The sequence below is a fragment of the Gilvimarinus polysaccharolyticus genome, from assembly GCF_001187555.1.
Lineage (GTDB): Bacteria > Pseudomonadota > Gammaproteobacteria > Pseudomonadales > Cellvibrionaceae > Gilvimarinus > Gilvimarinus polysaccharolyticus.
Genome location: NZ_LFIJ01000002.1, coordinates 1395896 through 1416145 on the forward strand (window position 1 = coordinate 1395896; position 20250 = coordinate 1416145).

General features: G+C 50.3%; 16 protein-coding genes. 6 read left to right on the top strand and 10 right to left on the bottom strand.

The annotated features are described in order from the left end of the window. Nucleotides 1-117 precede the first annotated feature (117 nt). Nucleotides 118-879, top strand: a complete 762-nt coding sequence (tadA, locus tag GILYN3_RS14650; RefSeq protein WP_084005475.1) for a tRNA adenosine(34) deaminase TadA — start codon at nucleotides 118-120, stop codon at nucleotides 877-879. A gap of 2 nt (nucleotides 880-881) precedes the next feature. On the opposite strand, the gene GILYN3_RS14655 is transcribed toward tadA, so the two are convergent. Next, on the bottom strand, nucleotides 882-1286 hold the full coding sequence (locus GILYN3_RS14655; protein ID WP_049723691.1) for a hypothetical protein: 405 nt from the start codon (nucleotides 1284-1286) through the stop codon (nucleotides 882-884). Nucleotides 1287-1372: 86 nt separating this feature from the next. After that, nucleotides 1373-2878 (bottom strand): membrane-bound lytic murein transglycosylase MltF, encoded by a 1506-nt coding sequence (mltF, locus tag GILYN3_RS14660; protein WP_049723692.1) that lies wholly within the window; start codon nucleotides 2876-2878, stop codon nucleotides 1373-1375. Between the two features lie 404 nt (nucleotides 2879-3282). Here mltF and purL point away from each other — a divergent pair, with 404 nt between their 5' ends. From purL to GILYN3_RS14675, 3 genes are all read left to right on the top strand, one after another. Beyond that, nucleotides 3283-7158: a phosphoribosylformylglycinamidine synthase gene (gene purL, locus GILYN3_RS14665; protein WP_084005477.1), complete on the top strand. Its 3876-nt coding sequence runs from the start codon at nucleotides 3283-3285 to the stop codon at nucleotides 7156-7158. A gap of 493 nt (nucleotides 7159-7651) precedes the next feature. After that, nucleotides 7652-8719: a histidinol-phosphate transaminase gene (gene hisC, locus GILYN3_RS14670; protein ID WP_049723983.1), complete on the top strand. Its 1068-nt coding sequence runs from the start codon at nucleotides 7652-7654 to the stop codon at nucleotides 8717-8719. Nucleotides 8720-8965: 246 nt separating this feature from the next. Next, on the top strand, nucleotides 8966-11224 hold the full coding sequence (locus tag GILYN3_RS14675; RefSeq protein ID WP_049723693.1) for a putative bifunctional diguanylate cyclase/phosphodiesterase: 2259 nt from the start codon (nucleotides 8966-8968) through the stop codon (nucleotides 11222-11224). A 74-nt stretch (nucleotides 11225-11298) separates the two neighbouring features. Here GILYN3_RS14675 and GILYN3_RS14680 read toward each other — a convergent pair whose 3' ends face one another. The 3 genes from GILYN3_RS14680 to GILYN3_RS14690 are packed head-to-tail and all read right to left on the bottom strand — an operon-like array spanning nucleotide 11299 to nucleotide 13796. Continuing rightward, on the bottom strand, nucleotides 11299-12372 hold the full coding sequence (locus tag GILYN3_RS14680; protein ID WP_049723694.1) for a succinylglutamate desuccinylase/aspartoacylase family protein: 1074 nt from the start codon (nucleotides 12370-12372) through the stop codon (nucleotides 11299-11301). Nucleotides 12373-12378: 6 nt separating this feature from the next. Continuing rightward, nucleotides 12379-13284 (bottom strand): 30S ribosomal protein S6--L-glutamate ligase, encoded by a 906-nt coding sequence (gene rimK / locus GILYN3_RS14685; RefSeq protein WP_049723695.1) that lies wholly within the window; start codon nucleotides 13282-13284, stop codon nucleotides 12379-12381. Between the two features lie 59 nt (nucleotides 13285-13343). Continuing rightward, the gene (locus GILYN3_RS14690; protein WP_049723696.1) at nucleotides 13344-13796 is read right to left on the bottom strand and encodes an ATP-dependent zinc protease family protein; all 453 of its coding nucleotides are present in this window, start codon (nucleotides 13794-13796) and stop codon (nucleotides 13344-13346) included. 303 nt (nucleotides 13797-14099) lie between these two features. On the opposite strand from GILYN3_RS14690, the gene GILYN3_RS14695 reads away from it, so the two are divergent. Together GILYN3_RS14695 and GILYN3_RS14700 are read left to right on the top strand one after the other, a co-directional pair. After that, nucleotides 14100-14285 (top strand): PA3496 family putative envelope integrity protein, encoded by a 186-nt coding sequence (locus GILYN3_RS14695; protein ID WP_049723697.1) that lies wholly within the window; start codon nucleotides 14100-14102, stop codon nucleotides 14283-14285. Between the two features lie 245 nt (nucleotides 14286-14530). Beyond that, nucleotides 14531-15835 carry a GGDEF domain-containing protein gene (locus GILYN3_RS14700; protein WP_049723698.1) on the top strand — a complete coding sequence of 435 codons (1305 nt, stop codon included), beginning with the start codon at nucleotides 14531-14533 and terminating at the stop codon, nucleotides 15833-15835. Nucleotides 15836-15839: 4 nt separating this feature from the next. On the opposite strand, the gene GILYN3_RS14705 is transcribed toward GILYN3_RS14700, so the two are convergent. From GILYN3_RS14705 to GILYN3_RS14725, 5 genes are read right to left on the bottom strand one after another with little or no spacing between them, the layout of a single operon-like run. Beyond that, entirely contained in the window at nucleotides 15840-16658 is an 819-nt protein-coding gene (locus GILYN3_RS14705) for a symmetrical bis(5'-nucleosyl)-tetraphosphatase (RefSeq protein WP_049723699.1), read from the bottom strand. Between the two features lie 51 nt (nucleotides 16659-16709). Next, nucleotides 16710-17102, bottom strand: coding sequence for a Co2+/Mg2+ efflux protein ApaG (gene apaG / locus GILYN3_RS14710; RefSeq protein ID WP_049723700.1), 393 nt, complete (start codon nucleotides 17100-17102; stop codon nucleotides 16710-16712). Further along, nucleotides 17095-17931 (bottom strand): 16S rRNA (adenine(1518)-N(6)/adenine(1519)-N(6))-dimethyltransferase RsmA, encoded by an 837-nt coding sequence (rsmA, locus tag GILYN3_RS14715; protein ID WP_049723701.1) that lies wholly within the window; start codon nucleotides 17929-17931, stop codon nucleotides 17095-17097. The genes apaG and rsmA overlap by 8 nt, the downstream gene beginning before the upstream one ends. Continuing rightward, a complete protein-coding gene (gene pdxA, locus GILYN3_RS14720) occupies nucleotides 17928-18932 on the bottom strand; it encodes a 4-hydroxythreonine-4-phosphate dehydrogenase PdxA (protein WP_049723702.1) in 1005 nt (334 codons plus the stop codon). Before pdxA ends, rsmA begins: the two co-directional genes overlap by 4 nt. Continuing rightward, nucleotides 18932-20248 carry a peptidylprolyl isomerase gene (locus GILYN3_RS14725; RefSeq protein ID WP_049723703.1) on the bottom strand — a complete coding sequence of 439 codons (1317 nt, stop codon included), beginning with the start codon at nucleotides 20246-20248 and terminating at the stop codon, nucleotides 18932-18934. Before GILYN3_RS14725 ends, pdxA begins: the two co-directional genes overlap by 1 nt. Between the last annotated feature and the right edge of the window lie 2 nt (nucleotides 20249-20250).

Below are 20250 nucleotides of genomic sequence, written 5' to 3' on the forward strand. Positions count from 1 at the left end.
TTTTTAAGACTTTTATCGGCTTTAGTTTGAATATTAGGCTTGGCGCTTATCAAACTTGATTTCACAGATGCTTAAATTAGCGATACTATAATATGTTTAAGTGTTTGGACGCTTTCTATGCAAATCCCCTCAGGCTTATATCGTCACTACAAAGGTGGCGAGTACTACGTTTACCGTATTGCAACCCACAGTGAAACCCGCGAGCCCTTAGTGGTATACCGCTGTTTGTACGGCGATTTTTCTTGGTGGGTAAGGCCGCTGTCTATGTTTACTGAAACAATCGAGTGCGATGGCGAAACGGTTGCGCGTTTTGCGTTTGTGGCGCCGATGAGTGTGGCAGAGACGGATCGTTTGGCTCATGGTGGCAGCGTTCAGGTTGCGGCCAGTAACGAAGATATACAGTGGATGCGCGAAGCCCGTGAGCTTGCCGCTCAAGCTGCCGATAATAATGAAGTGCCGGTTGGCGCGGTAGTGGTACGGCAAGGGCAGGTCGTTGGTCGAGGTTACAATCGTCCTATTGGTGGTTGTGACCCTACCGCCCATGCCGAGTTAATGGCGCTGCGCGATGCGGCTCGCAAACTGGGCAATTATCGTCTTACCGATTGTACTTTGTACGTGACGCTAGAGCCGTGCACGATGTGTGTCGGTGCAATGGTGCATGCGCGAGTCGGGCGATTAGTGTACGGCACCACCGAGCCTAAAGCGGGTGTTATTGTGAGCCAGGCGCAGTTGTTGGATGCGCCGTATTTCAATCACTCGATTCAAATTACCGGTGGTGTCGAGCGCGAAGCGTGCCAGCAACAGTTAAGTGATTTTTTTAAGCGCCGCCGGCATGAGAAAAAACAGCTGCGTGAAGGCTCTAATAACGCTGGGGAGTGATTTTATTGCAATTTGTTGCCAGCCGCGGTTATTGGAGCCTGAGAGCTGTTGTTGGTTCGCAGCGGATTGCAGTTTTTAATAGTCACTTTACCTTGCAGTACGTTACCTTTTGAATACTCGTTAAAGTGGCAGCTGTTGGTTTTTGGGTCGTAGTTTTCTATCCATAGGTTTTCGTCTTTCCATGTGGCGGCAATGTGCAGCTGCCCGTCTGGAACGGTAATGCTCATTACACCGCCATACTTTTTGACAAACACTTGCTGAAAATGAAAATAGTAGGCCGCCCAACCGACTAACAGCACCGCAAGCGAGCAGAGTAATGCCGCCTTCCAAAAATTGTATTTCCCCAGCCCGATCAGCAATATCATTGCCAACGCAATAATTGCGCCCCAGTAGAGGTAGGTGATCATTCTTAGCTCCTGTCGGTTTTAATATTTTTTTGAGTTTATAGGCATGAGGTTTTGTTTGGTTTAACTTTAGATACGCTCTGTCCGCATTAAAGTACCGACATGGGCATGATGCCGTTATCGTTCCGCGTTTTTTGTTCGTCCGTGCTTTCGTCGGTGTCTTCTTCGGTGCTAGTGGCCATCGCCAAACGGCGCTGTTCTTGTTGGTCATGCCAAACAATGATGTCGCGAAAACGCAATATATTATTAACGTAATGCACCGGCTCCCAGCCGCGAGCGTAGCCGTGCTTAACCGTTCGGTAGTATTTACGTTTCGCCAGTAGTGGCAGGTATTTTTCAACATCTTGCCATAGGTCGGCGTTGTCGCCGTGGCGCTGAGTCAGTACTCGCGCATCCTCTAAGTGGCCCATGCCGGTGTTATAGGCCGCTAGCGCCAGCAGCGTACGGTCGGGTTCTTGGATCCGTTCGGGTAAGCGGTCGTATAAACTTTTAAGATAGGTGGCGCCGCCGCGCATACTTTGTTCTGGGTCGAGGCGATTTTTGACGCCAAGCTCTTTGGCCGTAGCACGAGTCAGCATCATCAATCCTCGTACCCCAGTGTGCGAGCGGGCTTTTGAGTCCCAGTGCGATTCTTGATAGCTCACAGCCGCCAATAGTTGCCAGCTAAGCCCAACTTCATCGGCTACTTTTTGTATCAGCTCTTGCCACTGCGGCAGGCGATTCTCTAAGCGATGGGTAAAGAGTAAGGCGCCGCCGGTACTGACTGGGTCGTCATTACTAAAAAATTCGGCGATCAGCGTGTCGAGCGTACCGCTTTTTTTAATATCGGTTAAGTAAGCTTGAGCTCGGTCGTACAGGCTGGTGTCGGTTCGCTGCGGAAAAGCCCAACCAAGTGCATCGGGCTCGCCAACATCGAAGGCGAGTCGTGCCCGCGGGAAGGTTTGGGCGTTAATGTGATAAGCGTTGGAGTCGACAATAGCGTAATCTACCTCGCCTCGGTGGACCATTTCCAGCAGGTCGATCATTTCTAGATTGGATTCTTCGCGCCACTCAAGCTCTGGATGGTCTGCCTTTAATTGCTGCAAGCGCTCGACATGAGAGGAGCCGGTCATCAGCAGCAAGTCGCCGCCGATAACATCTTCGATAGACTCGGGCTTATTTTCGCCGCGGTTGTAAATGAGTTGCTGGGTTACCTCTAGGTAGGGGGCGGTAAAGTGCACGCGGGCTTGTCGCTGCGGGGTAATAGTAAGGCCCGCCGCCGCCAGTTGGGCATCGCCCGCTGCCACCATATCGAGCATGACGCTGAGGCTTTCTTGCTCGCGAATCTCTAAAGTTACCCCGAGTGAATCGGCAAAGCCTTGCAGTAAAGCGTACTCAAAGCCGGTGGTGCCATCTAGGCCTTCGTAGTAGGTGGTGGGACCGTTGCGAGAGATGGCAACCAATGTGCCGTTAGTGAGTACTTGCTCTAGGGTTGTGGGTGGGCGACTAGATGTAATGGTAGCGCAAACTGCTATTAGCAGTACGCTAAACAATGTGCGCTTGATCGAGAAGCGCTTTGGCAATCGCCGTACATATTGTCCGAGTTTGCTCAACATTAAGGCCTACCTCTCCGGCGTGGCCGGTCTGTGGTCGGTGCCGCGATCTGGGGGAGCCCCCTAGAGCAAGTCAGCCGCACAAATTTCGCGCGATTTTAACGATTCTGAATGTGATGTGCCACCCGCATGTCGTATAAAGCGGCCTCCTTGCTTGGTTAAATAATAGTCTGCATTTGCGCTGACGTCCATTTGGCGTGCGCTTTAGGTCATTGTGCGGTGTGCGCCTGAATTGGTCAATATTTGCCACCCGAGTGCTGCTAAGGGTGATCAATTGCAGTACAATACCGGCCCTCTCAGTACCGCCTAAATTTGGTGCTTTGCGAAGTAGTGGGTTAACCCAACTCGCAGTATTAGGTGGTAAGACATTTAATCCCAACCCCGCAAGCTTGAGGTTGCAGCCTACTATGCTCATATTGCCTGGTGCCCCGGCACTTTCACCGTTTCGCACACAAAAGTTGCTCGCCAATTTGCAGGCCGCAGCGCCCGGTGTTACCTCGGTCGCGGCCGAGTTTACCCATTTTGCTGATCTCTCGGCACCTTTGAGTGAGCGCGACCAGCAAGTGCTGGCACAGCTGTTAACCTATGGTCCTCGCATGGATGAGGTCTCCCATGAAGGAGTCTTGTTCTTGGTGTTGCCACGCTTAGGCACCATATCGCCTTGGTCGTCTAAAGCCACAGACATCGCTCGCAATAGTGGCTTGTTTGAGGTGAACCGCCTGGAGCGCGGGGTGAGTTATCACGTACAGGGCGACTTTAACGATGCCGAGCGCGTCGCCATTAAAGCGTTGCTACACGACCGTATGGTCGAGGCGGTGTTCACCAGCCTAGAGGCGGCCGGTGGTTTGTTTGATCATGCCGAGCCGGCCCCGCAAGCTAGTGTCGATATTCTCGGCGGTGGCCGCGACGCACTGGTTAAAGCCAATCGCGAGTTGGGTTTAGCGCTGGCGGAAGACGAAATCGATTACTTGGTCGAAAACTTTCAAGCGTTGGGCCGCAATCCGGTCGACGTTGAATTGATGATGTTTGCGCAGGCCAACTCCGAGCACTGCCGACACAAAATATTTAACGCCTCTTGGACCCTAGACGGGGAAGAGCAACCGCTCAGCCTGTTTAAAATGATTAAAAACACTAATGAGCTGGGCGGCGAGAACGTCTTATCCGCTTACTCAGATAACGCTGCGGTAGTGGCCGGCCCCGTAGCCGGACGCTTTTACCCCGACCCAGAGACCTGCGAATACCGTTACTCATCGGAGCAGGTCAACTTATTAATGAAGGTTGAAACTCACAACCACCCCACGGCTATCTCACCGTTCTCGGGTGCCGGCACCGGTGCTGGTGGTGAGATTCGCGATGAGGGCGCGGTCGGGCGTGGCTCTAAGCCGAAAGTGGGCTTGACCGGTTTTGCTGTATCTAACTTAAACATCCCGTCTTATATTCAGCCGTGGGAGCAAGCTTACGGCAAGCCCGAGCGCATTTGCAGTGCCTTGGACATCATGCTGGAAGGTCCCATTGGTGGTGCGGCGTTTAACAACGAATTTGGCCGGCCTAATATCTGTGGTTATTTCCGCACCTTTGAAGAAGATCACGACGGTGAACGTCGCGGTTACCACAAGCCCATTATGTTGGCCGGTGGTTACGGCAACATTCGCACCGATCACGTCGACAAACCGCCGTTTGAAGCCGGTTGTAAGCTTGTTGTGCTAGGTGGACCGGCGATGCTAATTGGCTTGGGCGGTGGTGCGGCTTCGTCGATGGACTCTGGCAGTTCATCAGAAGATTTAGACTTTGCCTCAGTGCAGCGTCAAAACCCCGAGATCGAGCGCCGTTGCCAAGAGGTGATCGACCGCTGCTGGCAGCAGGGCGAGCAAAATCCCATTGCCTTTATTCACGACGTGGGCGCCGGTGGTTTGTCTAACGCCTTCCCTGAGTTGGTTAAAGATGGCGATTGCGGTGGCGGCACATTTGAGTTGCGCAATGTGCCTAACGACGAGCCGAGCATGAGCCCGCTGGCGATCTGGTGTAACGAGTCGCAAGAACGCTACGTGTTAGCCATCAAACCCGAAGATCTCGCCCGCTTTGAATCTTTATGCGAGCGCGAGCGCTGCCCTTACGCCGTTGTGGGTGAGGCTACCAGCGAGCAACAATTGGTGGTTAACGACACCCACTTTGATGCCAAGCCGGTTGATTTGCCCATGTCGCTGCTGTTTGGCAAAGCCCCTAAAATGCATCGCGAGGCGAGCCGTTACACGCCCACCACCGATTCATTCGCCACCGCCGATATTCATATTAACGAAGCGGCTGAGCGTGTACTGAAGCACCCAAGTGTTGCCAGTAAAAGCTTTTTGATCACCATTGGCGACCGCTCGGTTACCGGACAAGTCGCGCGCGACCAAATGGTCGGCCCTTGGCAGGTGCCAGTGGCCGATTGCGCCATCACCACCGTGAGCTACGATTCCACCAAAGGCGAAGCCATGAGCATTGGCGAGCGCACGCCGCTGGCGCTGCTGGATGGCCCGGCCTCTGGTCGTATGGCCATTGGCGAGGCACTTACCAATATTGCCTGTGCGCCTATCGCCGATATTAAAGACATTAAATTGTCGGCTAACTGGATGTGTGCCGCAGGCCATAAAGGCGAAGACGAAAAACTTTATCGCACCGTTGAAGCTGTGGGAATGGAGCTGTGCCCGGCACTGGGTATTACTATCCCAGTGGGTAAAGACTCTATGTCGATGCGCACCGCGTGGCAAGAAAATGGTAAAGATAAAGCCGTGACAGCGCCCCTGTCGCTGGTAATTACCGCTTTTACTCCCGTTACCGATGTGCGTTTAGCGGTGACCCCTCAGCTGCGTACCGATAAAGGCCCGAGCGATTTATTGTTAATCGATTTAGGCGCCGGTAAAAACCGTTTGGGCGGCTCAATTTTGGCGCAAACTTACAACAGTTTGGGCGAGACTCCACCGGATGTAGATGATGCCGCGCAACTAAAAGGCTTTTTTACGGCGACCCAAAAAGCCTTGGCCGAAGGCTGGGTGCTGGCCTATCACGACCGCTCGGACGGTGGTTTATTTACCACGTTAGCCGAGATGGCGTTTGCCGGTCACTGCGGTATTGATATCGACATTAACGGTCTGGGTGACTGTCCGTTAACGGCACTGTTCAACGAGGAGCTAGGCGCTGTGCTGCAGGTTAAGCGCGAGCACACCGAGCAGGTTAAAGCTTTGTATGCGGCAGCCGGTCTTGCCGCCTGCACTCATAATGTGGGTACGCTTAACGACGAAGATTGGCTGCGTATCTCGCAAGCCGATGAGCTGTTGTTTGATCAATCCCGCGTGATTTTGCAAAGTTTATGGAGCGAAACCAGCTACCAAATGCAATCGCTGCGGGATAATCCCGAGTGCGCACAGCAAGAGTTTGACGCATTGATGGCCAACGATCCGGGGTTGTCAGTTAAGCTTAGCTTTGATGTTAATGAAGATGTCGCCGCACCATTTGTTAACACCGGTAGTAAGCCGCGTATTGCGGTACTGCGCGAGCAGGGCGTGAATGGTCATGTCGAAATGGCTGCGGCGTTTGACCGCGCAGGTTTTAGTGCAGTTGATGTACATATGAGCGATTTACTAGCCGGCCGTGCCAACCTCGAGAGTTTTAAGGGGCTGGTTAGTTGTGGTGGCTTCTCTTACGGTGATGTCTTGGGCGCCGGTGAGGGCTGGGCTAAAACTGTGTTGTTTAACTCACAGGTGCGCGATCAGTTTGAACATTTCTTTCATCGCAACGACACCTTTAGTTTAGGTGTTTGTAACGGTTGTCAGATGATGTCCAATCTAAAAGATCTGATCCCCGGCGCCGAACACTGGCCGCGTTTTGTGCGTAACTTGTCCGAGCAATTTGAAGCGCGCTTCTCGTTAGTACAAATACAAGAGTCGCCCTCTGTGCTGTTTAAAGGCATGGCCGGTTCACACTTGCCAGTGGCAATCGCCCACGGTGAAGGCCGCGCCGAGTTTGCCGATAGTGCGGCTCTAACTGGTTGCGACACTAGCGGTTTGGTGTCGATGCGCTTTATGGACAACAACCTAAACATTGCCTCCCAGTACCCAGCCAACCCCAATGGTTCGCCCAGTGGCATTACCAGTGTGACCAGTAAAGATGGACGCGCGACCATTATGATGCCTCACCCCGAGCGAGTATTCCGCACAGTAAGTAACTCTTGGCATCCAGATGATTGGCAAGAAGATGGCGCTTGGTTGCGGTTGTTTAGAAACGCACGGACGTTTGTGGGCTAATTTATTGCATCACTGCTGTTTGTTGTGAAAAAAGGTGAACCGGTTGGTTCGCCTTTTTTATTGGGTGTTAATAACTGGATAGCTATTAGCTTTTCCTTAGTCGGTTACCGCTTAGCTTGGGGGATGTTAAATTCGAGTAAATAAGCAGTGGTGAGAGGGCTATATGGCATGCGTCGTTAACATCGATTCCATGCGTATAACGGTTACTTGTTAACTTTTTGATCCGTTAGCCGATAAGTGTAAATAAAGACGGCAATTGCTTAAAACTCAATGACCTATGGATTTTAGTGCTAACACATTCGCCAATGCATACAGAGGCAAGGATGTCTCAGGTTAACTTTTGTTCTTTGTAAGTTCCCGTAAAATTGAGCCGCCAAGTTTTATCAGGGTGAATATGGCGGCTCAAACAGTCATCTATAGGGGCTATTCATTTATTAAAGAGTCGCAAGTCAAAGGCTCTGATATAATTGCATTTTTTAAACGCGGAGCAGTAATGTCTAAGTTCTGGAGCGATGTTGTTCGTCAGGTAGAGCCCTATGTGCCGGGTGAACAGCCCAAAATAACGGGGCTTATCAAACTCAACACTAATGAAAGTCCGTACCCGCCATCGCCGCAGGTAGCTAAAACGATAGATCGTGACGCTATTGATCAGCTGCGTCTATACCCTGACCCAAGTGCTACAGAGCTGAGCCAAGCCGTAGCCGATTACTATCAGCTAGAGGCAAACCAAGTTTTTGTCGGCAATGGTTCCGATGAAGTTCTGGCACAGCTGTTTATGGCGTTTTTTCAGGGCCGAGGCACATTGCTATACCCCGACATTAGTTACAGCTTTTATCCGGTTTATTGTCAGTTGTTTGGTGTCCCTGCGCAAAAAATCCCACTGCGCGCTGACTTTAGTTTGGCTCTTGAGGATTATCATGGCGAGGCCGCTGGTGTTATTTTCCCCAATCCTAATGCGCCTACCGGTATGGGGTTAGCGCTGACGGAAATCGAAGCGTTACTACGGGCGCGCCCCAATACGTTGGTGGTGGTCGATGAGGCCTATATTGACTTCGGTGGCCAAACGGCAGCCAGCTTAGTACCGCATTACGATAACTTGTTGGTGGTGCAAACGTTTTCTAAATCGCGTGCATTGGCCGGTTTGCGGGTTGGTTTTGCGCTGGGGCAGCGCGACCTAATCGAGGGCCTTGAGCGCGTTAAGAATTCGTTTAATTCGTACCCGCTTGATCGTCTGGCGCAGCGCGCGGCTACCGCTGCGATACAAGATGATGACTATTTTCACGAGTGCTGTGGCAAAGTAGTGGCTACCCGCAATCGTATGGCCGATGCCTTGCTGGCGCTAGGGTTTAGTGTGTTGCCGTCGCAGGCCAACTTTATCTTTGCCAAGCCTCCGGCCAGTGTTACCGCCGAGGCAATGGCCGCACAGTTGCGCGAGAAAAAGATTTTAGTGCGTTACTTTAAACAAGCTCGGATCAGTGATTATTTACGTATCAGTGTGGGCACTGATGAGCAAACCGATGTTTTGTTGGCCGCGCTGGAATCTCTGTTGGCCGTCGACTAGTATCTTATAAAAGTTGTAGCTTTTATGGCCGATCTTACTGGGCGGGCAAGTCGGGCTCGGGTTTGTAGCGCATGGCTGACGGCAGTGCTTGCATTAGTGCTTATATTCTAATAACTTACAGCTAGTAATATGGGCCTAACTTCTAGTTATATAATATGAGATGCATTAATGTGGCTAAGGGTGTTATCAGCTTAAGACCACGGCATTTTAGCGTTGTGCAAGTCATTACCTTATTCGTGGGATTGTATGCAACAAAAACTGAGTGCCATTGAGCTGATCAGAAAGTATCAGACGCTTTTTAAGCGGCTCAATCACAAGCAAATCTCTCAACGGCTGGTCGGGCTTATTGCCGCGCGCTCAGATATCGTTCGAGCAGCATTGGTGGTTGAAGATGGCAGCCAATTACAAATCGACTCAGTGGCCCTTAGCCCCAATAACCAAACGCCATCCACGCACTTTGTTAATACTGCTCTGACACAATTAAATAACTTCCCTATCGATTTTATAACCAAAAGTTTTTCCCTACAGCAATGCCAGTACGACGTTAATAATGCCAACATTAGCTGTGCGCTGGTTCCCGTAGAGGCCATAGACGCGCCATTGGCAGCATTTTATTTAGAGTGTGCCGGCGACGAGCAAGCTTTGCGTCAGTGTATTAATGCGCTTGAGCCGGTTTGGTTGATTAGCTCACTAATGGTGCGACAAATTGCCGATATGCGCAGCTTAGCTCAACAGTCTGAGCATAATAATCATCTCGAGCGTGCCTTATGGGCCAACGAAACCTACCTAAATGCTATTTTGCGCTACTCGCCGGCTTTAATCGCGGTCAAAGATTTAAATGGCAATGTGGTGATGGCCAGTGAACATTACAAACAGCTAGCCAATATTGGCGAAGACTCGTTAGTGGGAAAAAAAGCCCAAGATATTTATCCCGAGCAGTTGGTAGAGTCGTTAAAAAATATAGAAGCCGCAGGGCTAGATGATGGTCAAGCCCAAGAGACAGAAATAGATTTGCCCCATAAAGACGGCAGCGTACACACCTATTTAATGGTGAAGTTTCCGCTGAGTGATCGCGACGACGAAATTTTTGGTCTTTGTACTATTTGCACAGATGTATCCGATCGTAAGTTGGCCGAGAATGCTTTGTTCGAACAGCAGTCACGGTTTAATTATATGGCGTATCACGATGCTCTGACCTCGTTGCCAAACCGTGCGCTTTTTTACGATAGAATCTCTCACGGTCTGGTGCGTTCAGCTCGCGCTGGCAGTAAGTTGGCGTTGCTGTTACTGGATATTGATCGTTTTAAAATTGTTAACGATAGTTTAGGTCATGATGCCGGTGACATTTTATTAAAAACCATAGCCGGACGCTTGGACGAAGGCGTGCGAGACATGGACACCGTTGCCAGATTGGGTGGTGATGAGTTTGTTGTAGTACTTGAAGGCGTAAACGACATCGAGGATGTCAGATTTGTCGCCAATAAATTATTGGCACAGTTGGCGCGGCCAATTGAGGTTTCCGGTCACGATATATCCATCACTGCCAGTATTGGTATTAGCGTATACCCCGAGGACGGTGAGGCGACCGACGAGTTGTTAAAAAATGCCGATATCGCGATGTACAAAGCCAAAGAGGCAGGAAAAAATAATTGCCAGTTTTACGCCGCCGGTATGAGCGCCACAGCAGTTAATTATTTGATGCTAGAAAACGACTTGCGCCGCGCCATAGAGCTTGAGCAATTAACGCTGCACTACCAGCCTCAGATTGATTTTAATACTGGAAAATTAACAGGGGTGGAGGCGTTGGTTCGCTGGCAGCACCCCGAGCGCGGGTTAGTCTCACCGGCGCATTTTATTCCGCTAGCAGAAGAGACCGGCTTGATTGTGCCGCTTGGTGAATGGGTATTGCGCGCGGCATGCCTACAGCAAAAGGCTTGGTTAGACGCCGGCCAGCAGGTGCCGCAAATGGCGGTTAATTTATCCACCAGACAATTTCGGCAGCGTGATTTTCCCGGTATTGTCGCAACCATTTTAGCCGAGACCGGCTTGCCTGCCGAATACCTAGAGCTTGAGATAACCGAAAGCTGTGCCATGGAACATGCCGGCGAAGCGATTAATCTGCTTAATCAGTTGCATCAAATGGGGTTATCTCTGGCGATAGATGATTTTGGTACAGGCTATTCATCATTGGCGTACTTAAAGCGGTTTCCTATCGACAAGCTTAAAATTGACAGTAGTTTTATCCACGACTTACCTCTAGGTATCAATGACGCGGCCATTGCTAAATCTATTATTGCGCTAGGACACAACATGCAACTTATTGTGATTGCCGAAGGCGTCGAGAAAGTAGAGCAGGCCGATTGGCTGCGCGAACAAGGTTGTGAACAAGCTCAGGGTTACTTGTACGCCAAGCCGATGCCGAGCGAAAACTTTGCACAACACTTTACCGCCAGTGGCGAGTTTTCGTTTACGGCTAATGTGGTGTCGCTCAAGAGCCGAGCTTAAGTATCGGCTAGTTAACTGGCCTAGACACTTCGCAAGCTCATCGCAAAAGTTTTAAAACCACCGCCAGACCGTGGTTAGTCCTCAAGTGATTCATCTTGGCCAATAAAAAAGGGTTCTTCATCATCACTGATACTGCCAAAAGTATCGTGGAATGTTGCCACTTGGTTGGCCACCTGATGAATTTTTTTGCTGTAATTCGCCAAGTGAAATAACGCCTCTCCCTCATGCACCAGTGGTAAATTGGTTAAGCCGATCACAATCGACTCAGCCGGAGCAATAACCGTCTCTTGCCCCAGACCAATCGGATCAGAAATGTACGCCAGCACCGTGCCTTTTTTCACTCGGGCGCCAAGCCTTACCATGGTGCGCATAACGCCACTGTTAGGTGCCCGTACCCAGCGGCTGTCATCGGCGATGGTCACCACTGGCGCACGCTTGGCGGGCTTTGCCGTGTGAGGCAACATGTTTAGTGCTCGCATAATATTAATCACACCACGGGTGCCGGCGCGAATACTAAACTCATCAAAGCGCAGCGCTTCGCCCGCCTCGTACAGTAAAAAGGGTATGTCTCGCTCAGCGGCCGCTTGACGTAACGAGCCCTCGCGCAGTTGCGCATCTAAAATAACCGGCGAGCCAAATGCCAGCGCCAACTCTTGTGTTTCAGGTTGACTTAGGTCGGTACGAATTTGTGGCAAATTAGTGCGGTGCCGCGCACCTGTATGCAAATCGATACAGTGACTGGCGTGACACAGAATCTTATTTATCAACGTGTGCGCAACACGCCCAGCAAGCGAGCCCTTTAGGTTGCCGGGAAAGCTGCGGTTAAGGTCACGGCCGTCGGGTAAATAGCGCGACTGGTTAAGAAAGCCATGCACATTAACCACCGGTATTGCCAGCAGCGTACCGCGTAGTTTACTGATCTGTTTGCTGCCTAAGACTTGGCGAATAATCTCGACGCCATTAATTTCATCGCCGTGCACCGCTGCGGTTAACAGCAGGCACGGTCCAGGACGTTTACCATTAATAACATGCACCGTAAGGCCTACATCGGTGTGGGTGTACATGGCGGCCAACGGAATATCAATACTCTTGGTTTGCCCCGGTAAAACCTGTTCACCGCCTATCGTAACGGTTTTATTTAACGCCATTTAAAGTTAACCCTTACCTTTTGTGCGGTTTGCGTGCGGACGAGCATTTTCTTCGATGTATTTAATAATCTCATTGGCGACATCTTTGCCGGTGGCGCCCTCGATACCTTCAAGTCCTGGGGATGAATTTACCTCCATAATCAAAGGCCCACGTGATGAGCGCAAAATATCGACACCCGCAACTTTTAGCCCCATTGTTTGCGCCGCTTTAAGGGCTGTACTGCGCTCATTGGGTTGCAGTTTAACCAGTTGCGCGCTGCCGCCACGGTGTAGGTTAGAGCGAAACTCGCCTTCGGGAGCGGTGCGCTGCATTGCGGCGATGATCTTATTGCCGATCACTAAGCAGCGAATATCACTGCCGCCGGCCTCTTTAATAAACTCTTGCACTAAAAATTCGGCGCGCAATACACGAAACGCTTCGATCACACTTTCGGCCGCCTTAGCGGTTTCGGCTAATACCACGCCTCGGCCTTGGGTGCCCTCACATAATTTAACCACCAGCGGCGCACCACCGACTAACTTAATCAGCTCTTTGGTGTTATGAACATCGTGCGCAAAACTAGTGCGTGGCATGCCCACACCTTTACGCGACAATAATTGCAATGCACGTAATTTGTCGCGCGAGCGGCCCAGTGCGACTGATTCAGTAAGACAATACACGCCCATCATTTCAAATTGACGAATAACGGCTAAACCATAGTGCGTTACCGATGCGCCAATGCGTGGAATAATCGCATCAAAACCTTCAATCTCTTGACCGCGATACCAGATGGCAGGCTTAGACGGTGTGATATCCATATAGCATTTTAAAATATCAATAACGTGAGGGTCGTGCCCGCGAGCTTGGCAAGCCTCTACTAAACGGCGGGTAGAGTAAAGCTTAGGGTTGCGAGATAAAATAGCAATTTTCATTTAGAGTCCTAATGAATATTTATGTGTGGCGGCACGTTTAAACGGTGCCAATGCACGAATTAAGGGGCTTGTTGCTTGTCGCCGCCACACAAAAATGATTCTTGCGGGTCGACGGTGAAGTTGCCGTTTAACGAGTTACGCCCAAGCAGCATCCTAAAGGTCATGGTGTCTCGGTTAGTCAGTGTCATCTCGGTGAGTATCGTTTGGTCACCTATGGCCAGTGCTGTTTCTATAACATAGCGCACTTCTTTGTGGCCGCCGGAATCAGTAACTTCGCGCTGATCGTGTACTCGAGATTCACAAATAAGCTCTGTTTCATTGGACTTTTGCACCGGATGTAGGCCAAACCGCACCCATATCTCGCCGTCACGCTCGAAAGGCTCAACAAAAAAAGCGTGCAGCGCCGAAGTCTTGGCGCCTGTGTCAACTTTGGCTTTAATATTAATGTCACCGAAATCGGGTAAATGTACCCATTCGCGCCAGCCAATAGATCTCTTGTGCGTATCGGTCATGCGTTACTACTATCCTTTATTCGTCGAAATATAAGCGCTAAAAATTAAGCGTTGATAGTTAACTATAGCAGTTAAGGTCGTTGCCGTGCTTGAGTGATTCTACCGGCTTGCTAAAAACCATTAGTGTACAAATCAATCCCTGAGGGCCGTTAAGAAAAAAGCTAGGAGATGTTAAAAAATTGTGATAAATACCGGTTGTGAGAATAATGATGGCTTAACTTGGCTCCTAATGTGTGGCAAGACATTGTTATTTAACTCATTAATGTTTGTTTGCGATGGTGCTATTTTCACGAGGAAACACTTATGTCCGTGGCTCACCAAGATGATACCTTGCTAGATGATGACTTAGATTCTGACTCGCCCATGGCTACCGCAAAAGAGGCTGGTCTACGGCAACTGACCCTTCGACGTCAACTCGAGGACCGGTTAGAGCGTCGCCGCCTTAAGGATGAGTTGGGTTGTGATGACCTGCTGGAGTTGGGTTATTAAATAAAGCCCAATCTCGGATAGTAATAATTCGATACATTCATGAGGCGGCTTGGTCGCCTCATGCCCGCTTATTCCCTCCCATTAAAACCTCCCCACCGCAGTGATGGCACATTTTTCCTTGCTGGTGATGCTTTTGTACGTTATGTTAAAGCCAAGCATGATAATAGTAATGCAGACCTTATCTACGCGACCTAAGCGGATTTAATACTAGGTGATGCACTGCAACTTTTGTTCGGGGAGTCGTTATGCCTACCAAACTGCGATTTGAAAAAGCTTTACTGGTATTGGTTGCGTTGACAGCATTGGCGATCGTCGGTCAAAAATGGGTTTTGCAGGAAACCTTCGTTCTTGATCCCGCACAAGGGTTTGATCACCGGCTGTATAGCGATGTCCTATCGGGGGGCAATACCCAAGCTGAGATTGTTTCGACCGAGGGTGGGCGTTATGAGTGGCGTTGTGATTTACGTCCCCAGTTTCAGTATCCATATTGTGGCTTTGAGGTTCGATTGGTTGGCAGCCATACTCAAGGCATCGATTTAAGCAATTATAAGCGTGTTAAAATTTGGCTCGATTACCAAGGCCCAAATAACAACGTCCGAATTTTTTTACGCAATTTTAATAGCCTTTACAGTATTGTTAATGACGATACCACCACTAAATATAACCAGATCGAATTCCCCTACAGCCAAGGCCAGGATTACTACGAATTTAGTTTTGATGACTTTTTTGTAGCCAATTGGTGGGCTCGTGAAAAAAATATTTCGCCCCAGTTAAGTCACCCCGAGTTTAGCAACGTCGTCAGCTTTGATGTGCAGACGGGATCTGAGCACTTACCCGGCGAGCACCACTTTGTTCTGCGTCGGGTTGAGTTAGTTGGCCAACGATTTGATGCCGCCGATTGGTACTTGGCTATTATTATTGTCTGGGCTGTGTTGATACTGTTGTTTCTCGGCTATCGCGTATTAGAGTTAAGCGGTGAGGTGCGCGAGCGCAAAAGGCGTGAACTAGAACTTATTGATGTGAATGAACTGTTGGATAGCCGCTCGCGAGAGCTGGAGGCTAAAGCCAAGACGGATTCACTGACCGGAGCGTTTAACCGAGAAGGTATCGAAGCGGCCATAAAAGATGGTCTTTGGGAGTGGCGCCACAGTGGCCAGCCCTTGTCGATTGTGATGATGGATATCGACTACTTTAAAAGCATTAATGATCAGTATGGTCACGGCGTTGGTGATAATATTTTGGCTGGTATTTCAGCTTTGGTTAAAGAGCATATACGCTCGACAGATTTGTTTGCGCGCTGGGGCGGTGAAGAGTTCGTGTTGGTGTGTCGTAATACGCGGATAAATTATGCGCGGTATATTGCTGATAAACTACGCGTGTTGATTGCCGAGCATAAGTTTGACGGAGGGTTAACGGTTACGGCTAGTTTTGGCGTATCCACATTATCCGGCAGCCAAAGCGTAGAGCAATTATTTAAGGCCGCTGATGATGCGTTATACCAAGCGAAAGATGCCGGTCGAAATTGCGTAGTCACCGATGGCAGTGATTAGTATATTAAGCGCCGTTTTTATGGCAGCGCGTACGAAACAGCTTGCCGTCATCTAAGCGCAATGCGGTTAAACGGCCGCCCCAAACGCAACCGGTATCCAGTGCCACTACATTAGCCGCGCTGGCCTGTCCCTCTAATGCAGCCCAGTGACCAAATACAATTTTGTGCTTACGACAGGCGTGCTGTTTATGCGCAAACCAAGGTAAAAACTTACCACTGCCACTGGTGGCGGTTTTGTTATCTAGCTCAAGCTCGCCATCGGCCGTGCAAAAGCGCATTCGGGTAAAATAATTAGTAATTAAGCGCAGCCGAGCATTACCAATCAGTTTGTTTTTCCACACGCTAGGTTTGTTGCCGTACATCTCAGCTAAAAAATTATTAATGTAATCGCTTTGCAGTACCGCCTCAACTTCTCGGGCATGGGCCGTTGCCTGCTCTAAAGTCCATATGGGCGGAATGCCAGCATGCACCATGGTGTAGTTAAGGCCAGGATCGTGGTGCAATAGTTTGCAGTGGCGCAGCCAATCGATCAACTGGTCGCAATCGCGGGCTTTTAATAATGAGTTTAATGTGTCGCAATTACTTTGGCGTTTGTGACCGTAGGCCACGGCAATAAAGTGCAGGTCGTGATTACCCAATACCGCACTAACGGCATCGCCTAAAGAGTATAAATAACGCAGCGTGGCAAGCGAGCCAGGCCCGCGGTTCACCAAGTCGCCAGCAATCCACAAACGGTCGTGCGCCGGATCAAAATGAATCTTATCCAGTAATCGTTGCAAGGGTTCAAAGCAGCCTTGTATGTCGCCTATGGCGTAGGTGCTCATGACAGTCGTGCCGTATTGTGATTAATGGTTCGTAGCGTGCTCATAAAAATACTAGTGCAAAGCGCTGGGCTGCACCAACGCAAAAGCGGGGATTGGTGCGTTAAATTTTTCTCCGTCAGCTTGGCGAAACTCGTAGCTGCCTTCCATAATGCCGGCGGGGGTTGCCAGTATTGCGCCGCTACTATAAGTGTAGCTGTCACCAGCCGCGATATTCGGTTGCTTGCCAATCACGCCTAAGCCTTGCACCTCTTGTACCTGATTATCAGTGTCGGTAATAATCCAGTGCCGGCTTAGCAGTTGCGCTGCTTGTTGGCCGTGGTTGTAAATCGTAATTGTGTAGCAAAACACAAAGCGCTGCTGTTGCGGCAACGATTGTTCGGCAAGAAACCCAGTGTCAACGGTTATGGCAATATTACTTGCAATGTCAGTGGTGCTATCAGTCATTTAGGTTGTTTTCCGCAGCGGGGATACGCTCATCTACCGCGTCGCTTAAGGCGATAAACTCGGCCATGGTTAATTGTTCGGCACGCTTAGATATATCAACTGGCAAGCCTTCCATATCGGCTACATCCAGTAAAGTTTTTAACGCGTTGCGTAATGTCTTACGACGTTGTCCAAAGGCCGCCGTCACAAGCTTTTCTAAGGTTTTGATATTGCCCACCGTGTGAGGCAGCTGGCGGTAAGGGGTGATGCGCACAATGGCCGAGTCGACTTTAGGCGCTGGGTCAAACGATCCCGGCGGCACATCAAACAAGGGCTCGACACGGCAGTAATATTGCACCATCACCGATAACCGCCCAAAAGCTTTTTCGCCGGGGCTGGCCGCTAGCCGTTTGACCACTTCTTTTTGCAACATAAAGTGCATGTCCTGCACTTGCTCGGCAAAGCTAATTAAGTGAAAAATCAGCGGCGTGGAAATATTGTAAGGCAAGTTCCCGACAATACGCAGAGGCTTATCGGCACTGCCTAGGCTTGCAAAATCAAACTTCAAGGCGTCGGCTTGATGCAGGGTAAACCCCGGAAACTTCTCAAACCGTACGCGCAACCAAGGCACTAAATCACGGTCCAGCTCGATCACATGCAGTGTCTCGGCACTGGCCACCAGCGGCTCGGTAAGCGCACCTTGGCCGGGGCCAATCTCAACCAGAGTCTCACCTGGGCGCGGGCGAATAGCACTGGCAATACGATGAATTACACCGTGATCGACCAAAAAGTTTTGGCCAAAACGTTTGCGCGCGCGATGGGGCGAGCCGGGGGTAAAAGAGTGCTTCATAGATCGGCCTCGCGCCGCGCGTGAATCATGGTTTGGGCGTAATCAATGGCGGTCAGCAAGCTGCCCGGATCGACTTTGCCGGTGCCGGCTAAATCAAGTGCGGTACCGTGATCCACCGATGTCCGAATAATAGGCAAGCCCAAAGTAATATTAACGGCTTTGCCAAAGCCTTGGTATTTAAGTACCGGTAGGCCTTGATCGTGGTACATCGCCAGTACCGCATCGGCGCCGGTTAAATACTTCGGCGTAAAAAGCGTATCGGCCGGCAGAGGGCCTATTAAGTCGTAGCCTTCGTTGCGCATGTTGGCTAACAGCGGTTCGATAGTGTCTATCTCCTCGGTGCCTAAGTGGCCGCTTTCGCCGGCGTGCGGGTTTAAACCACACACCAAAATACGTGGTTGGGCAATGCCAAACTTTACCTTAAGGTCGTGCACGGTAATGCTAATAATCTCGCGCAACAGCGCTGGAGTAATCGCATCGGCTACCGCTCTTAAGGGAATGTGAGTAGTTGCCAGCGCGACTCTTAACCCTTCTGTGGCCAGCATCATGACCACCCGTGGTGTCTGGGTACGCTGGGCAAGGTATTCGGTGTGGCCGCTAAAGGTTACTCCGGCATCGTTAATAATGCCCTTGTGCACGGGGCCTGTAACTAAGGCATCAAAGTGGCCGGCAGTGCAGCCATCTATAGCAGCATCAAGGGTGTTTAATACGTAGTGGGCGTTGTCTTTATTAAGCTCGCCAGCAACCGCGTTGGCGGCAAGTGGCACGGCTAAAACATGCAGCGTACCGGCGGCAGGCAAGCGGGCCGCGTCATCGGCGTTAACAGTAATAATGTTAACTTGAAGGCCCAGTATACCGGCGCGCTGTTTTAGCAGAGTAGGGTCGGCAATTACCACCAGTTCAGCGCGGCTAGCCGTTTGGCTTAATGCCACTAAAAGGTCTGGGCCAATGCCCGCCGGTTCGCCCGGCGTGACGGCAATACGTGCAATAGCGTGAGTCATTAAGCGTCGCTGTCGAGTTCTTTAATATCAAGATAGGCGTTTTCGCGCAGCTCTAGCAGCCACACTTGCAGCTCCTCATCAAAGCGCCGATCGCGCATCATTTGTGCCGCTTTATTGCGGATCACCAAATCGCTCATGTCCTCTTGGCGCCGGTCGGTAACCTGCAAAATATGCCAGCCAAACTGGCTTTTAAATGGCTCGGTAATTTCATCGATTTCAGTCGTTGCCATGGCGCTTTCAAAGGCGGGCACAAACATGCCGGGGTTGGCCCAGCCAAGGTCGCCGCCCTCAAGCATAGAGCCAATATCTTCGGAGTTCTCGCGAGCCAGCTCGGCAAAATCGGCGCCATCTTCAATTTCAGCTTTTATTTTTAACAGCTTTTCTTTGGCGGTATCGTCATCCATGATTTCGGAAATCTTAATTAAAATATGGCGGGCTTTGGTTTGTTGCACCAGCTGCTCGCCGCCGCCGCGCTGCTCGATATTTTTAAGTAAATGAAACCCCGCGCCCGAGCGAATAGGTTTTGATACATCGCCGATTTTTAGCTCGCCCACCACATCGCTAAATAACTCGGGCAGTTGCGCCAGTTTACGCCAGCCTAAATCTCCGCCCTCTAGCGCGGTTTGATCGTTAGAGTTGGCAATTGCCATTTTGCTAAAGTCTTCACCCGCCAACAGTTGTTGGTAAATATCGTTGACTTTGGTTTCGGCTTTTTTCACTTCGTCAGGGCTGGCGGACGATGCTACGCTAATTAAAATATGACCTAAGTGATAATCGGGTGAGGTGGCAAACTTACCATCGCTAGAGGCCAAGAAATTGTTAATTTCTTGCTCGGTAACACGAATACGATTATTAACCACGCCTTGTTGCACTTGGTTGATCAGTAAATCGCGGTTGAGTTTCTCGCGCAGTTGATCGAGCGACATACCTTGCTTTACAAGATCGCTCGCCAGTTCGTCTAGGGTGCTAAAACCGTTGTTGCTCATCACCTGTTGCAGGGTCTGGTTCAGTTGCTGATCTGAGATCTCCATCCCGTAGCGGCCGGCCTCTTCTAGTTGCAGCTGTTCTAAGATTAGCTGATCTAAAATTTGCTGGTTAAGCACCTCGGCCGGAGGCAGTTGGTCGTACTGCCCCTCTAGTCGTTGCAGAACAGAGTTTTTGCGCTCGTCAAACTCGCTTTGTAATACCACGCCATTATCGACCACGACAATCACGCGGTCTAAAATCTCGGTCTCTGCTTGCGCAACCAATGCGCTGCATAGACTAAAAGCGCCAATCAGGTGGAGCAGTGGGGTTGCTAAACGGGTCTTTATCATAG

Coding starts and splice junctions, on each gene's coding strand:
- tadA (WP_084005475.1), top strand. CDS start 118: ATGCAAATCCCCTCAGGCTTATATCGTCACTACAAAGGTGGCGAGTAC.
- GILYN3_RS14655 (WP_049723691.1), bottom strand. CDS start 1,286: ATGATCACCTACCTCTACTGGGGCGCAATTATTGCGTTGGCAATGATA.
- mltF (WP_049723692.1), bottom strand. CDS start 2,878: ATGTTGAGCAAACTCGGACAATATGTACGGCGATTGCCAAAGCGCTTC.
- purL (WP_084005477.1), top strand. CDS start 3,283: ATGCTCATATTGCCTGGTGCCCCGGCACTTTCACCGTTTCGCACACAA.
- hisC (WP_049723983.1), top strand. CDS start 7,652: ATGTCTAAGTTCTGGAGCGATGTTGTTCGTCAGGTAGAGCCCTATGTG.
- GILYN3_RS14675 (WP_049723693.1), top strand. CDS start 8,966: ATGCAACAAAAACTGAGTGCCATTGAGCTGATCAGAAAGTATCAGACG.
- GILYN3_RS14680 (WP_049723694.1), bottom strand. CDS start 12,372: ATGGCGTTAAATAAAACCGTTACGATAGGCGGTGAACAGGTTTTACCG.
- rimK (WP_049723695.1), bottom strand. CDS start 13,284: ATGAAAATTGCTATTTTATCTCGCAACCCTAAGCTTTACTCTACCCGC.
- GILYN3_RS14690 (WP_049723696.1), bottom strand. CDS start 13,796: ATGACCGATACGCACAAGAGATCTATTGGCTGGCGCGAATGGGTACAT.
- GILYN3_RS14695 (WP_049723697.1), top strand. CDS start 14,100: ATGTCCGTGGCTCACCAAGATGATACCTTGCTAGATGATGACTTAGAT.
- GILYN3_RS14700 (WP_049723698.1), top strand. CDS start 14,531: ATGCCTACCAAACTGCGATTTGAAAAAGCTTTACTGGTATTGGTTGCG.
- GILYN3_RS14705 (WP_049723699.1), bottom strand. CDS start 16,658: ATGAGCACCTACGCCATAGGCGACATACAAGGCTGCTTTGAACCCTTG.
- apaG (WP_049723700.1), bottom strand. CDS start 17,102: ATGACTGATAGCACCACTGACATTGCAAGTAATATTGCCATAACCGTT.
- rsmA (WP_049723701.1), bottom strand. CDS start 17,931: ATGAAGCACTCTTTTACCCCCGGCTCGCCCCATCGCGCGCGCAAACGT.
- pdxA (WP_049723702.1), bottom strand. CDS start 18,932: ATGACTCACGCTATTGCACGTATTGCCGTCACGCCGGGCGAACCGGCG.
- GILYN3_RS14725 (WP_049723703.1), bottom strand. CDS start 20,248: ATGATAAAGACCCGTTTAGCAACCCCACTGCTCCACCTGATTGGCGCT.